This window comes from Ciceribacter ferrooxidans (assembly GCF_004137355.1).
GTDB lineage: Bacteria > Pseudomonadota > Alphaproteobacteria > Rhizobiales > Rhizobiaceae > Allorhizobium > Allorhizobium ferrooxidans.
The window spans coordinates 216,070-230,598 of the sequence record NZ_SDVB01000170.1 but is presented as its reverse complement, the minus strand read 5'-3'; the positions used below and the strand labels follow the sequence as shown (position 1 = coordinate 230,598).

The window sequence follows — 14,529 nt, the reverse complement described above, 5'->3', positions numbered from 1 at the left end:
TTCAATGGAAGGCGGCTTTTCGGTCAACTGGCACATGCTTTGCTGAGTGTTATGGGAGACCTTCGGTCGCGCTGTTCATGGGAGGAGTGAATGCCGTCATTTCTGGTCCGCGCCTTGAGCGAGCGGATGAAACTGCCCGTCGTCGAGGAGACGTCGATCGATGCCTTCCTTGCGCAGGAGGCGTCGGAGCCGGAGCATAGCCTGTTGTTTTTCACCGGCGATCCGGCGCAACGCAGCGAGAGCAACGATGTCGCGGTGGTAATGCCGGAGATCCTGCAGAGCTTCCAGGGCCGGCTCAAGGGCGCGGTGGTCGCCCGGGATGCCGAGGAGAAGCTGAAGGCGCGCTTCCACGTCGTAATGATGCCGAGCCTGGTGGTCACGCGACGTGACGAGGTGCTTGGCGTGTTGCCGCGTATCCGCGACTGGTCGGAGTACATGGAGGAAATCGGCCGCTGGCTGCAGCCCGGCACACCGGTCATGCCGCCTTCCGCGGGGCCGAAGGTGGAAATCAACTATTCAGGCAAGGGAGCAAGCGCATGAAGGCCGGGTTTTGGGTCGCCCCCGAAGGCGAGGATGCGGCGATGACCGTCATGCCGATCGACGCGGAGCCGCCAACGGCCACTCGCAGGCTGAACTATCTCGCGACCGCGAGTGCGGAGGAGATGATCCGCCGTTGCCGCAGGACCGCGGAGCTGCTGCCGAAGATCGCCGATGCGCTGGCGGTGAAGAAGGCCGACGAACCCGGAACGCTCTTCGACATCACCGATTTCCCCGAAGACGACCGCGAGCTCGTCTCGCAGACGCTCGGCGAGGGCGAGGTCGCGGGCGTCGTCGCGCTGCAGAACGGCGTTCTCGCGCAGATCCAGGAAGCCGTGATGGCGGGCGTCTGGCGCATCCGTTTCACGAGCACTGACGGAGTTCTCCTCGCCGACTATATCGAGGTCGCCGCAATTCCGGCGGCGGTCCGCGAGGCGACATCCGCTCTGCCGGCGGCCTTTGCGGTCGGCGAACCGCCGGCCGGCGCTATGAACGTCATGCCCGTACTGCATGAGATCGGCGAGCGCGTCGCGGGTTACAGCGACGGCGATGCCGCCCATACGATCACCTTCTCGCTGCTGCCGATGAGCCCGGACGACATGGGCTTCCTGCAGGCGACGCTCGGTCCCGGTCCGGTGCAACTCACCTCCCGTGGCTACGGCACCTGCCGGATTCTTGCGACCGGTGTCCGCCATGTGTGGTCGGTGCAGTTCTACAACGCCATGGACACGATCATCCTCGATACGCTGGAGATCGGCGGAACGCCGTCCGTCGCGATCGCTGCGGAGGAGGATTTCCGGGATTCCGAAACCCGCCTGCGAGAGATCGAGGAGGCCTACTTCAGATGAGCGGCTTCGAGAATTTCGGCAAACGCGAGACCGTGGACGCCGCCGACCGCATGGAATGCGGAATCTGCTGGCATGTCTACGATCCGGCCGAGGGCGATCCGGTCTGGCAGATCGACATCGGCACGGCCTTCTCCGACCTGCCACAGGACTGGCGCTGTCCGAATTGCGATGCCCCGCAGGAGAAGTTCATGAGGCTCGGCGATGGACGCTGAAGCGGACCGGCAGATCACAGACGTGCAGGCGGCCGAGATCGCGAGCCGGCTCGAGGCACGCTATCGTGCGATCGCCGAGACGGCGATGGCCGACGTGCCGATCTGCAATGCAGCACTCGGCGTCGCAAGCTGCGGCTTCCGGCCCTGGGGCGGCCGCGCCTTCGGTGTCGTCGTGACGCCCTGGTTCATGAACCTGCTCGCCGTCGATCTGCCCGGAACGGAAAGCCCGCCGGCCGCAAACGGCACGACGGTGCGCGCCTTCCTTCCCGCGGGCGAAGTCGAGCTGATCGCCGGCGAGCTGGAGGGCATCGGCCGGGTGGACGCCTGTTCGCTCTTCTCGCCGGTTCTTGAATTTTTGTCGATGGAAGCGGCAATCGAGGTTGCGGCCGAGGCGGCCAACGCCTTCTTCGACCCCGAGGCTCTCGTCGAGCCACCGCCACCGGCGCCGGCCGTCAATCGTCGCGACCTCTTGCGCGGACGTTTCGGGTCTCGCGAGGAGGCGCAGCCATGACGTTTGCGCTCGGTGCCGGCTCGATCAGGATCGACGTGACTGTCTCGCGCGGGCAGGTCTGCGCGGTCGCGGTTTCCGCCGATCGTCCGCAGGGACTGGCGCAGATGTTCGTCGGCCGCAGGCCGCAGGAAGCGCCGCAGCTCGCGGGCCGGCTCTTCTCGCTCTGCGGGTTTGGCCAGTCAACGGCGTCGACGCTCGCCGTCGCCGCGGCAAAGGACGAACCGGTACCGGAGGACAAGAGGCGGGGTCTCGCCGCGGGCGTACTCGCCGAGCGGGTGTTCGAGACGCTGCGCGCACTTGTCATGCAATGGCCGACGAATGTTGGCGCCCGCTTTGCCGCGCATGCCGCACCCGCGCTGCGCAAGGCGCTTGCCGCCTCGCAGTCGATCATCGCCGCTGCGGCAAGGGGCGTCGAGACGACCGAAGCCGTGACCGCGCTCGAAGGCGCCGCCTCTGTGCTGGGCGCGGTACGGGCAGACGCTTCTTCCGCCGACACGCTGTGCGGCGCAATCCTCGCCGAACTGCGAGGCACCGACAGTTTCCCGCACCGGGCTGCGGACGCTCTCTCGGCGGACGAGGACCCTGCGGTGGTGGACCTGATGCGCCGTGAGGCGGGCTTCTGCACGCGGCCGCATCTCGCCGGACGGGTGGTCGAGACCGGCGCCTATGCCCGCCTCGGCGGCATCCTGCCAGTGCACAGTCCGCATCTCGCTGCCCGGTTCTCTGCCCGTCTCGAGGATGTCCGCGAGAGCCTGGACGCATTGCGGGCGCTCGCGGAAGGAAAGGCAGAGGATGCTGCGGGCTTGATGTGCCAGGGGGAGTTGTCCCACAATATCGGCTTCGGCGCCGTGGAATGCGCGCGGGGGAGGCTTTATCACGAGGCGGAGATCGGCGCGGACGGCAGGCTTTCGGCCTATCGCATGCTCGCTCCGACGGAGTGGAATTTTCATCCCGCCGGACCCTTTGTCGAGACGTTACTGTCGAGCCGTATCGGCGAGGGCGAGACAGCGCGCACGAGAGTGTCGCAGCTGGCAGCACTTTTCGATCCGTGCGTGGCGTTCGAAATCAGGCTGAAGGACGCAGTGCATGCATGAGATGTCGCTGATGGAAAGCGTGGTGGAGATCGCCTGCGAGACGGCGCAAAAAGCCGGCGCCACCAGGGTGAAGGTGATCCGCCTCGATGTTGGCGTGCTGAGCCACGTCGATCCCGACGCGCTTCTCTTCTGCTACGAGGCGGTCCGCAGGGGCGGCCTCGCCGAAGAGGCGGAGCTTCGCATCAACCGGGTGGCGGGCGAAGGTTGGTGCCTCGACTGCGGCAAGACGGTGCCGCTTGCGGAACGCTTCGCGGCCTGTCCGGAATGCGGGCAGTATCACGTGCAGATGACGGCTGGCGACGAATTGAAGATCAGGGATTTGGAGGTGATCTGATGTGCACGGTATGCGGTTGCGGGACGGAGCCCGTTGTCGAAAAAGGTCACGCCCATGCTCACGGGCACGGGCACGGAGATCATCACGACGATCATCATCATGACCATGATGACCATCACGCGCACGCGCATCCGCATGGCGATGGGCATTCCCACGATCATGAGCACCAGCATGAGCACGGCGACGAAGGTGTCATCCATTATGGCCAGGGTATTGCCGGCGTCCATGTCCCGGGCATGAGCCAGGAGCGGATCATCCAGGTAGAGCGGGACATCCTGTCGAAGAACGACGGCTTCGCCGCGGAAAACCGGGCCTATTTCGCTGCCAATGGCATCTTCGCCCTGAACTTCGTGTCGAGCCCCGGCTCCGGCAAGACGAGTCTCCTGGTGCGCACGATCAGCGACCTCAGGGAACGGTTGGCGATCGGCGTCGTCGAGGGCGACCAGCAGACCTCCAATGATGCCGCCCGCATCCGCGAAACCGGTGCGCCGGCGATCCAGGTCAATACCGGCAAGGGCTGTCACCTCGACGCGCACATGGTCGGCCATGCCGTTGAGGAACTGGCGCCGGCGAAGAACAGCGTGCTCTTCATCGAGAATGTCGGGAATCTCGTCTGTCCCGCCGCCTTCGATCTCGGCGAGGCGCACAAGGTGGTGCTGCTCTCGGTGACGGAAGGCGAGGACAAGCCGCTCAAATATCCCGACATGTTCGCTGCCGCCGACCTGATGATCCTGAACAAGGCGGACCTGCTGCCGCACCTCTATTTCGATGTCGGTGCCTGCATCGCGAATGCGCTCCGGGTCAATCCGCGGCTGCAGACGCTGGTCGTCTCGGCAAGGACCGGCGAGGGCATGCCGGCCTTCTATTCTTGGCTCGAGGCGAACGCCGCCATGGCCGTTACCCGCGCGCTGGCGAAGGCAGGCTGAGCATGCTGCAGCGGAACCCGGCCCCCTCCCGCTCGATGTCGCCCCGCAGGCTCCGCCTGCGGGTGCGCGGCGTCGTGCAGGGCGTCGGCTTCCGCCCCTTCGCCTTCGGGCTCGCCCGCCGTTACGGGCTGTCTGGCTTCGTGCTGAACGACAGCGAGGGCGTCCTGATCGAAATCGAGGGCGGTGCGGTCGAGGAGTTCCGCGTGGCTCTGCGGGCCGAGGCACCGGTACTCGCCCGCATCGATGCGGTGGAGGTCGAGGAGCGGCCGCTTGGTCACGACGCGGATTTCGTGATCGCGGAAAGCCGCGGCGGCAAGGCGGCGACCCGGATCGGCGCCGATGCGGCGACCTGTCCTGAGTGCCTGCGGGAGTTACGCGATCCCAAAAGCCGCTTCTTCGGCTACGCCTTCGTCAACTGCACCCATTGCGGCCCGCGCTACACCATCACCCGCGCGCTGCCCTATGACCGGGCCCAGACATCGATGGCGGGTTTTGCCATGTGCTCGGCCTGCGCTGCCGACTACCGCAATCCGGAAAACCGGCGCTTCCACGCCGAGCCTGTCGCCTGTCCGGCTTGCGGGCCGCGCCTCAGCCACCAGATCGAAGACATCGCCGCAGCGCTCCTCGACGGCAAGATCGTCGCGCTGAAGGGGATCGGCGGCTTCCACCTGATGTGCGACGCGCAAAACGCCGACGCGATCGCCGAACTGCGGCGGCGGAAAGCCCGTGACGAGAAGCCATTTGCGGTGATGGTCGCGGATATCGAAGCGGCGCGCCGCTTCGCCGATCCGAGCGCGGCGGAGGAGGATCTGCTGTCGAGCGCTGCCCGCCCCGTCGTGCTCGTTGATGAGCGGGGAAAGCTCCCGGCGGGGCTTGCGCCCGGACTTTCCCGCGTCGGTATCATGCTCGCCTATGCGCCGGTCCATCACCTGCTGTTCGATGAACTGGTGCGGCGATCGCCGGCAACCCCGGTCGCGCTGGTCGCGACGAGCGCCAATCCGGGCGGCGAGCCGCTCGCAGCCACCAACGAGGACGCGGAGCGCCGGCTCGCCACGATCGCCGACCTCATCGTCACCCACGATCGCGACATCCTGGTCAGGGCGGACGATTCGGTGATGCAGGTCGTCGCCGGTGCCCCGGCCTTCCTGCGGCGCGCCCGCGGCTTCGTGCCGGAACCGGTCGACCTCGGATCCGACGGGCCATCGGTGATCGCGCTCGGTGCGGACCTCAAGAACACCGTCTGCCTGACCCGCGGCCGTGAGGCCTTCGTCTCCCAGCATGTGGGTGGACTCGACAATGCCGAGACGCTGCGTTTTGAGCGCGAGACGGTCGACCATCTCTGCCGCATCCTGGCGATCCGCCCGGACTATGCCGCCTGCGATCTGCACCCCGATTTCCGGTCGGTCCGGCTCGCCGAAGATCTCGGCCTGCCGCTTGTGCGCGTGCAGCACCATGTCGCCCATGTCGCGGCGGTCGCGGCCGAGCACAGGCTGGAGGGCGCCTTGCTCGGGCTCGCCCTCGACGGTCACGGCTACGGCGCCGACGGTGGCGTCTGGGGCGGCGAACTGCTGACGCTCGACGGCTGCCGCTGGCGGCGCCCCGGTCATCTGGCGACGCTGCCGCTTGCCGGTGGCGACCGCGCTGCGCGTGAACCCTGGCGGATGGGCGTCGGCGCGCTGGTCACGGCCGGACGCGGCGATCTCGCCCGCGAGGCCTTTGCCGGGGTTCCGGAGGCCGCGCGGCTCGTGGCCATGCTGGAGGGCGGAATGCGGGTCGCCGAAACCTCGAGCCTCGGCCGGCTCTTCGATGCGGCGGCGGCGATCGCCGGGACCCGCATGATCCAGACATTCGAAGGGCAGGCGGCGATGGAATTCGAGGCCGTTGCCCGCGAGGTGGAGGCGGATACCGCGGGCTATCGCATCGAGAAGGGTGTCGTCGACTTCCGACCGCTCCTGGTGCGGATCGCCGAGCAGGGGCTCAATGGTACGGCCGCTTCTAGCTTCTTCCATGCGACGCTCATCGCCGGCCTTGCCGAATGGACGCTCGCGGCCGCGAGGACCGAGGGGCTCGACCGCGTCGTGCTCTCCGGCGGCTGCCTCGCCAACCGAAGACTCGCGGAGGGCCTTCGTGCAAGGCTCTCGGCTGCCGGCATCGAAACCTGGTTGCCGCAGGCGGTGCCCGCCGGCGACGGCGGGCTGTCGCTCGGCCAGGCGGCCTTTGCGCGGCACGTCGTCGCGAACGACAGAACACAAGTGGAGGAGCCGTAGGCATGTGTCTTGCGATACCCGTTCAGGTGAAGGAAGTGCTTCCCGGCGAGATGGCGAGGGTGACGCTGGACGGCGTCTCGAAGGTCATTTCGACCGCCCTCGTCGATGACGTGAAGCCCGGAGACTATCTCGTGTTGCACGTCGGCTACGCGCTCGCGAAGATCGAGCCGGAGGAGGCGGAACGGACGCTGGAACTGATCCGGCAGGCGGCAGAAGGGGCGGCGGCATGAAATACATCGACGAATACCGTGACGGCAGGCTCGCCAAGGACATCGCCCGGCAGATCGCCGCGCTCGCGCGGCCCGACCGTACCTATCATTTCATGGAGTTCTGCGGCGGCCACACTCATGCAATCTCGCGCTACGGCCTCGAAGACCTGCTGCCCGCCAATGTGCGGATGATCCACGGACCGGGCTGTCCCGTCTGCGTGCTGCCGATCGGTCGGATCGATGCGGCGATCTCGCTCGCCATGCGCCCGGAGATCACTCTCTGCACCTATGGCGACCTGATGCGCGTACCGGGCTCGGAGGGATCGAGCCTCCTGAAGGCGAAGGCCGCCGGCGCCGACATCCGCATGGTCTATTCGACGCTCGACGCGATCCGTATCGCCGAGCAGGAACCGCACCGGGAGGTGGTGTTCTTCGCGATCGGCTTCGAGACGACGACGCCGCCGACCGCCATGGCGATCAAGATGGCGATCGCGAAGGACCTGCCGAACTTCTCCGTCTTCTGCAATCACGTCCTGACGCCGGCTGCGATCCAGAACATCCTCGAAAGCCCGGATGTCCGCAAGCTCGGCACGGTCAAGATCGACGGGTTCATCGGCCCCGCCCACGTCTCCACCGTGATCGGCACCGAGCCTTACGAGTTCTTCGCCGAGGAGTTCCGCAAGCCCGTCGTCGTGGCCGGTTTCGAGCCGCTCGACGTCATCCAGGCGATCCTGATGCTGGTGAAGCAGGTGAACGACGGCCGCCACGAGGTGGAGAACCAGTATATCCGGGCGGTCACGACCGTCGGCAACGAGAAGGCACAGGCCGAGGTCGCCACCTATTTTGAACTCAAGGAGAGCTTCGAGTGGCGGGGGCTGGGGCAGGTGCCCTACAGCGCGCTGCGGCTGCGGTCCCAATATGCCCGCTTCGACGCCGAAAAGCGCTTCGGCCTCGAAACGCGGGCGGCGAGCGACAACCCGGCCTGCGAATGCGGCGCGATCCTGCGCGGCGTCAAGCGCCCGGCCGATTGCAAGCTCTTCGGCACCGTCTGCACGCCGGATACACCGATGGGCTCATGCATGGTCTCGTCGGAAGGTGCCTGCGCCGCTCACTGGACCTATGGCCGCTTCCGGGAAAAGGCGAAGGAAGCGAATGCGGGGAGGGCTGTCGCGTGAACATGGTGCTGAAAGCCTATAAGCGCAAACTCGACATTCGCAACGGCCTCGTCGATCTCTCCCATGGTGCCGGCGGCCGGGCGATGGGGCAGTTGATCGACGGCATTTTCCACAAAGCCTTCGACAACGACTGGCTGCGCGCCGGCAACGACCAGTCGGCCTTCACGGTGCCCGCCGGGCGAATGGTGATGACCACGGACGGCTATGTCGTCTCGCCGCTCTTCTTCCCCGGCGGCAATATTGGTTCGCTGGCCGTTCACGGCACCATCAACGATGTCGCCATGGCGGGTGCGACGCCGCTTTACCTCTCGGCGAGCTTCATCATCGAGGAGGGATTTCCGCTCGCCGATCTGGCGCGGATCGCCGAAACCATGGGGGAAGCGTCGCGCGAGGCCGGCGTGCCGATCATCACCGGAGACACCAAGGTCGTCGAACGCGGCAAGGCGGACGGCGTCTTCATCTCGACGGCCGGCGTCGGCGTGGTGCCGCCGGGCCTCGACCTGCGCTCGGATGCCGCTCGTCCGGGGGACGCGGTGATCGTCTCGGGCTCGATCGGCGAGCACGGCGTGGCGGTGATGTCGAAGCGGGAGAACCTGGAGTTCGAGGTCGATATCGTTTCCGACACGGCGGCGCTGCACGGCTTGACTGCCGCCATGGTCGAGGCCGGCGGGGCTGCTCTCCGACTGATGCGCGATCCGACCCGCGGAGGCCTGGCGGCGACGCTGAACGAGATCGCCAACCAGTCGAAGGTCGGGTTCCGGATCGACGAGGACGGCATTCCGATGCGGCCGGAGGTGGCCGCGGCCTGCGAGTTCCTCGGACTTGATCCGCTGAACGTCGCCAACGAGGGCAGGCTGGTGGCGGTCGTCGCACCCGAAGGGGCGGAGATGATCCTCGCGGCGATGCGAAACCATCCGCTCGGCCGCGACGCTGCGATCATCGGCCACGCGGTTGCGGACGAGCACTGCTTCGTACAGATGGAGACGTCCTTCGGCGGCGGCCGGATCGTTGACTGGCTGTCCGGCGAGCAGCTGCCGCGCATTTGCTGACCGCTATGCGCATTCTGTTCTTATGCCACAGTTTCAATTCGTTGTCGCAGCGTCTTCACGTAGAGCTTCGGGAAGCGGGATACGTCGTCTCGGTCGAGCTCGACATCCATGACGACCTGACGCGGGAAGCGGTGGATCTCTTCTCCCCGGACGTGATCGTCGCGCCGTTTCTGAAAAGGGCGATTCCAGAGGATATCTGGTCGCGTGTTCTCTGCCTCATCGTCCATCCGGGTATTCGCGGCGACAAGGGGCCGAACGCTCTCGACTGGGCGATCTTGGAGGATGAGCCCGTATGGGGTGTCACGCTCGTCGAGGCCCGGAAGGCGATGGATGCCGGTCCGGTCTGGGCCTTTCGGGAGTTCCCGATGCGTGAGGCCCGCAAGTCCGACCTCTACCGGGAGGAAGTGACCGATGCCGCCACCGCCTGCGTGCTGGAGGCGATCGGACGGATCGCGGCGGGAGACCGCACACCGCTTATGGAGGCGAACAACGGCAAGGGTCGTCTCCGCCCGCCGGTGCCGCGGCAGCGCCGCGCGCTCGATCCTTCGGCAATGACGGCGGCGCAGGCGCTACGGATCGTCCGCGCCTCCGACGGCGATCCGGGTGCGATGATCGAGATCGCGGGAAAGACGTTCCGCGCGTATGACGCGGGGCTCGCCGAGGGATGCTCAGGCCCTGCCGGCATGATCGTCGCACGAAGCGGCGGTGCAGTCGCGATTGCCTTTTCGGACGGCGCCCTGTGGATCGGCCATTTGCGAGAGCCGGGCGCGCAGAAGCCGAAACTGCCGGCCACGACGCTGCTTGCCGAACATCTGGCGGCGGTGCCGGAAATGGCCGCACTGTCGCGCGTCTCCTACCGGGAGGAGGACGGTGTCGGTTTCCTATCCTTTTCCTTCCACAACGGGGCGATGTCCTCCGAGGATTGCGAGGAACTGCGGCAGGCGTTCCTTGCCGCAGTGGCCCGGCCGATGCGCGTCCTGGTGCTGCAGGGCGGTTTCGAGACATGGTCGAACGGCATCCATCTTTCCGTCATCGAGAACGCTGAAAGCCCGGCCGACGAATCCTGGCGCAACATCAACGCCATGAACAATCTCGTCGAGGCGATCATCCGTGCCGACGACCGGCTGGTGATCGGAGCCGTGCTCGGAAACGCAGGGGCGGGCGGCGTGTTCCTGTCACTCGCCGCCGACGAGGTCTGGATGCGCGACGGCGTGGTCCTCAACCCGCACTACAAGGACATGGGCAATCTCTACGGCTCGGAGTACTGGACCTATCTGCTTCCCGCCCGAGTCGGCGAGATGCGGGCGCGGGTGATAACGCAGGCGCGCCTCCCGATGGGTGTGTCGGAAGCCGACGCGCTCGGCCTTTGCAGCCGGCGGCTGCCGAGAGCGCGGGCGGAGGCGCTCGAGGCGCTCGGGACGGCGGCGAAGGAGCTTGCCGCGGCACCGGACCTCGACGACCGGATCGCGGCGAAGCGGGCGCGGCTCGCTGCGGACGAGGAGAGAAAACCGCTCTCGGCCTACCGGGCCGAAGAGCTTGCCCGCATGCGGCGCAATTTCTACGGCTTCGATCCGAGCTACCATGTGGCGCGGTTCAATTTTATCCATAAGATAGCGAAGTCGAGAACGCCGGCGACGCTGGCCGTTCACCGCGCCGGCGACGGCGGCAGACAGGGGGGCGCAGGGTGCAGGCCTTGATCAATACCCACACGACCGTTCTGGTCGTCGACGACGAGGTACGCTCGCTTGAGGCGATCCAGCGCATCCTGAGCGACGAGTTCGAGGTCATCTGCGCCCGCAACGCCGAGGAGGCGGAGGCCGTTCTCAGCGGCGAACTGGTGCAGATCATCCTGTGCGACCAGCGGATGCCGGGCGAATCCGGGGTTTCATTCCTGCGCCGTGCCCGCGAACTCTGGCCGGACACGATCCGCATCATCATCTCCGGCTACACAGCCTCGGAAGACATCATCGACGGCGTAAACAAGGCCGGCATCTATCGCTACATCACCAAGCCGTGGAACCCGGACGAACTGCTCACCTGCCTGCGTGAGAGTGCCAGCCTCTGGCGGCTCCAGCATGCCGCCGGCGAGGTGAATGTCGAGGTGAAGCCGGTGAGCGACCGCCTGGAGAAGGTCGTCACCGACAAGCGGCGCAACGCCCAGAAGAGTTTCGGCTTCGATCGCATCGTCCATACGCCGGCAAGCCCGCTCGTGCATTCGATCCGGCTCGCCCGCCAGGCGGCACGTTACGACGTTTCGGTGCTGATCACCGGCGCCTCGGGTACGGGCAAGGAACTGCTCGCACGCGCCATCCACCGGGAATCGGCCCGTTCGGACCAGTCCTTCGTCGTCGAGAACTGCGGTGCGCTGCCCGACGACCTGCTCGAAAGCGAGCTCTTCGGCTGCAAGAAGGGGGCCTATACCGGCGCCTACCAGGATCGCGTCGGCCTTTTCGAACTCGCCGACAACGGTACGATTTTCCTCGACGAGGTCGGCGAGACCTCGCCCGCTTTCCAGGTGAAGCTCCTGCGCGTGCTGCAGGAGGGGGAAATCCGCCCGCTCGGCGCGCAGCGGCCGCGCAAGGTCAATGTTCGGGTGATCGCCGCGACCAACCGCGACCTTCTCGCCGAGGTCGCCGTCGGACGCTTCCGCCGCGACCTCTATTATCGTCTGGCAGCCTTCCCGATCCACATGCCGGCACTGAAGGAGCGCGCCGAGGACATTCCGGTCATCGCCGCGCGGATGCTTATGCAGGTCAACCAGTCCTTCAATCGCCAGGTTCCGGGTTTCCACCCGCGCACCCTCGATCTCATGAACGCCTATCACTGGCCGGGCAATGTCCGCGAGCTGCACAACGAGATCCAGCGGATGGTGGTCCTGTGCGACGAGAACACACCGCTGGAACCTTCACTACTGTCGCCGGAAATCGTCGGTGCGCTAGGTCCGAAGCCGAACGGCGTGAACCACTGCGAGGCGAAGCAACTGAAGGACATCGTCGCGGATGTAGAGAGGGTGGCGATCCAGGCGAGCCTGGAACGCAACCACGGCAATATCAGCCGCACGGCGGACGAATTGGGCTTGTCGCGCGTCGGTTTGCGAAGCAAACTCGAACGATACGATCTGCGACGTGGCCAGGACGACGATGACGCCGACTGAGGCAATGCTCGGACATCAAAACGGAACGGTCCGCACTCAGGGTGCGATGGAGCTCGACAGCGCCAGCGAAGCCATGTGGGTGGACGTCATCCGTCGCATGGACGAGGTCTATTCCGAACTCCTGCGCAACGAGGCCGATCTCGAACGCAAGAATGCCGAACTCGAGGAGGCGCAGACCTTCATTTCGAGCGTTATCGCGTCTGTGTCCGATGTCCTGATCGCCTGCAGCGCCGACGGCCGCATCAAGAAGGTCAATCCCGCCTTCCTGAAGTTGACCGGGCATGAGGAGAAGGCGGTGCTCGGAAGCCGGATCTTCGGCTATCTCGCCGAACGCGACAGGCCGCAGGCGGAAAGGCTGATCGCCGCCGGCCATCAGGGCAACGTCATGGAGGGCGATCTGCATCTGATCGCTGCCGACGGACGCGAGGAGTGCCTAGCCATCCGCTGTGCGGCGCTGTTCGATGCCGGCCGCCGCCGCATCGGCGCAGTCCTGACCGGGCGTCCGATCAGCGAGCTCAAGCAGGCTTACGAGGCGCTGCATCGCGCCCATATGAACCTGCAGCAGGCGCAACGCCGGCTGATTGAACAGGAAAAGATGGCAAGTCTCGGCCGCCTCGTGGCGGGCGTCGCTCACGAGCTCAACAATCCGATCAGCTTCGTCTACGGCAACATCTATACGCTCGACCGCTACCGCAAGAACCTGATCTTCTACCTCGACGCCATCCATCGCGGCGAGACGCCGGAACGGCTCGCCGAGCTGCGCAAGAGCTTGAAGATCGATGCCATCACCGCCGATGTCGGTTCACTGCTCGAAGGGACGCTCGAAGGCGCGAACCGGGTGAGCGACATCGTCAAGAACCTGCGGCGGCTCTCCTTCAGCAAGGCCGGCGAGCGCCAGACAGTCGATGTCGGCCGCCTTTTGCGCAATTCCGCCCACCTTGCAGCCAAAGCGAAGAACGCGCAGGCCGAAATTGTAATCGACAGCGATCCAGACCTCGTCATCGAGGGGCATGAGGGGCAGCTGCATCAGGTGGTCGTCAACCTGATCGACAATGCACTCCATGCCGTCGAGGGGCGAGACGGTGCGCGGGTGCAGCTCGCTGCACGACGGCTGGATCAGGCGATCGAGATCTCCGTCGCGGATAACGGGCCGGGCATCGCCGAGAAGGACATGGGCAAGATCTTCGAGCCATTCTTCACGACCAAGGCGGTCGGCGAGGGGACCGGGCTCGGGCTCTGGATCAGTTTCACCATCATCGAGGATTTCGGCGGCACGATCACCGCCGGGCGCTCGAAGGACGGCGGTGCCGAGTTCAGGATCGTCTTGCCGGCCGCCGAAGGGCGCTCATAGGCGAGGAGAGGGCGGGCGGACGCTCAGATCAGCCGGAGCCCACGGAAGCTCGCGTGACCCTGCCGGCCGATGATGATGTGGTCGTGGACGATGATGCCGAGCGGCTTTGCGGTATCGATGATGGTTTTCGTCATGTCGATGTCGGCGCGTGACGGCGTCGGGTCTCCGGACGGGTGATTGTGGACGAGGATGATCGCCGTCGCGGAAAGTTCGAGCGCGCGCTTCACCACCTCCCGCGGATAGACGGGCGTGTGGTCGATCGTGCCGCGCCCCTGCACCTCATCGGCGATCAGCGCGTTGCGCTTGTCGAGGAATAGGATGCGGAACTGCTCCGTCGTCTCGTAGGCCATCGCCGCGTGGCAGTAGTCGATCACCGACGACCACGAGGAGAGCACGTGCCGCTCCTTGAGCTCGCTCTTCAGCATCCGCTGGGCCGTGGTCGCGATGAGTTTCAGGTCAAGCGCCACCGTCTCACCGATTCCCTTCACCTCCTGCAGCAGTGCAGGTGGCGCGCCGAGCACGCCGGCGAGCGTCCCGAAACGGCTGATCAGCGCCTTGGCAATGGGCTTGGTATCGCGGCGGGGGATGAGCCGGAAAAGCAGAAGTTCGAGGAGTTCGTAGTCCGCGAGCGCCGCCTCGCCGCTTTCGCGGAAGCGTGTCCTCAGCCGGTCGCGATGACCGATATAGTGCGCCTCTTCCTGGGCGTTCGCTCCGGAGATCGGTCGCGGCTTCGTCGGCTGTTCAGCGAAGAAGCTTCGTTCGTCGACGGCGGCAGTATCCTCCTCCGCCTCTTCCCGGTCCGGAGCGACGATTTCGTCGTCTTCATCGTCTGCCGGGAAAAGGGAAGGAGGTTTGCCCATCG

Annotated in this window: 15 protein-coding genes; 14 read left to right on the top strand and 1 reads right to left on the bottom strand. The window is 66.0% G+C overall.

What is annotated here, in order from left to right:
- Positions 1-90: 90 nt before the first annotated feature.
- Genes EUU22_RS05490 through EUU22_RS05425 form a run of 14 tightly spaced genes read left to right on the top strand, consistent with a single transcriptional unit; the run spans position 91 to position 13,667 of the window.
- Positions 91-540, top strand: coding sequence for a thioredoxin domain-containing protein (locus EUU22_RS05490; RefSeq protein WP_129331047.1), 450 nt, complete (start codon positions 91-93; stop codon positions 538-540).
- Positions 537-1,385: a hydrogenase expression/formation protein gene (locus EUU22_RS05485; RefSeq protein WP_129331046.1), complete on the top strand. Its 849-nt coding sequence runs from the start codon at positions 537-539 to the stop codon at positions 1,383-1,385. Before EUU22_RS05490 ends, EUU22_RS05485 begins: the two co-directional genes overlap by 4 nt.
- Entirely contained in the window at positions 1,382-1,597 is a 216-nt protein-coding gene (locus EUU22_RS05480; RefSeq protein ID WP_129331045.1) for a rubredoxin, read from the top strand. The genes EUU22_RS05485 and EUU22_RS05480 overlap by 4 nt, the downstream gene beginning before the upstream one ends.
- Positions 1,587-2,108: a [NiFe]-hydrogenase assembly chaperone HybE gene (gene hybE / locus EUU22_RS05475; RefSeq protein ID WP_129331044.1), complete on the top strand. Its 522-nt coding sequence runs from the start codon at positions 1,587-1,589 to the stop codon at positions 2,106-2,108. The genes EUU22_RS05480 and hybE overlap by 11 nt, the downstream gene beginning before the upstream one ends.
- Positions 2,105-3,202, top strand: a complete 1,098-nt coding sequence (locus EUU22_RS05470; RefSeq protein WP_129331043.1) for a nickel-dependent hydrogenase large subunit — start codon at positions 2,105-2,107, stop codon at positions 3,200-3,202. Before hybE ends, EUU22_RS05470 begins: the two co-directional genes overlap by 4 nt.
- Positions 3,195-3,536 (top strand): hydrogenase maturation nickel metallochaperone HypA, encoded by a 342-nt coding sequence (hypA, locus tag EUU22_RS05465; protein WP_129331042.1) that lies wholly within the window; start codon positions 3,195-3,197, stop codon positions 3,534-3,536. The genes EUU22_RS05470 and hypA overlap by 8 nt, the downstream gene beginning before the upstream one ends.
- Complete coding sequence (gene hypB, locus EUU22_RS05460; RefSeq protein WP_129331041.1) at positions 3,536-4,462, top strand: hydrogenase nickel incorporation protein HypB; 927 nt, start codon at positions 3,536-3,538, stop codon at positions 4,460-4,462. Before hypA ends, hypB begins: the two co-directional genes overlap by 1 nt.
- Before the next feature lie 2 nt (positions 4,463-4,464).
- Complete coding sequence (gene hypF / locus EUU22_RS05455; protein WP_129331040.1) at positions 4,465-6,729, top strand: carbamoyltransferase HypF; 2,265 nt, start codon at positions 4,465-4,467, stop codon at positions 6,727-6,729.
- 2 nt (positions 6,730-6,731) lie between these two features.
- Positions 6,732-6,959, top strand: a complete 228-nt coding sequence (locus EUU22_RS05450) for a HypC/HybG/HupF family hydrogenase formation chaperone (protein WP_112688359.1) — start codon at positions 6,732-6,734, stop codon at positions 6,957-6,959.
- A complete protein-coding gene (hypD, locus tag EUU22_RS05445; protein ID WP_129331039.1) occupies positions 6,956-8,113 on the top strand; it encodes a hydrogenase formation protein HypD in 1,158 nt (385 codons plus the stop codon). The genes EUU22_RS05450 and hypD overlap by 4 nt, the downstream gene beginning before the upstream one ends.
- Complete coding sequence (gene hypE, locus EUU22_RS05440; protein WP_280956472.1) at positions 8,110-9,162, top strand: hydrogenase expression/formation protein HypE; 1,053 nt, start codon at positions 8,110-8,112, stop codon at positions 9,160-9,162. The genes hypD and hypE overlap by 4 nt, the downstream gene beginning before the upstream one ends.
- A gap of 41 nt (positions 9,163-9,203) precedes the next feature.
- The gene (locus EUU22_RS05435) at positions 9,204-10,859 is read left to right on the top strand and encodes an enoyl-CoA hydratase-related protein (protein ID WP_342635408.1); all 1,656 of its coding nucleotides are present in this window, start codon (positions 9,204-9,206) and stop codon (positions 10,857-10,859) included.
- Positions 10,859-12,316, top strand: coding sequence for a sigma-54-dependent transcriptional regulator (locus tag EUU22_RS05430; RefSeq protein ID WP_129331479.1), 1,458 nt, complete (start codon positions 10,859-10,861; stop codon positions 12,314-12,316). Before EUU22_RS05435 ends, EUU22_RS05430 begins: the two co-directional genes overlap by 1 nt.
- Before the next feature lie 4 nt (positions 12,317-12,320).
- Positions 12,321-13,667 carry an ATP-binding protein gene (locus EUU22_RS05425; RefSeq protein ID WP_129331037.1) on the top strand — a complete coding sequence of 449 codons (1,347 nt, stop codon included), beginning with the start codon at positions 12,321-12,323 and terminating at the stop codon, positions 13,665-13,667.
- 23 nt (positions 13,668-13,690) lie between these two features.
- Here EUU22_RS05425 and radC read toward each other — a convergent pair whose 3' ends face one another.
- Positions 13,691-14,527 (bottom strand): RadC family protein, encoded by an 837-nt coding sequence (gene radC / locus EUU22_RS05420; RefSeq protein WP_129331036.1) that lies wholly within the window; start codon positions 14,525-14,527, stop codon positions 13,691-13,693.
- Positions 14,528-14,529 lie beyond the last annotated feature (2 nt).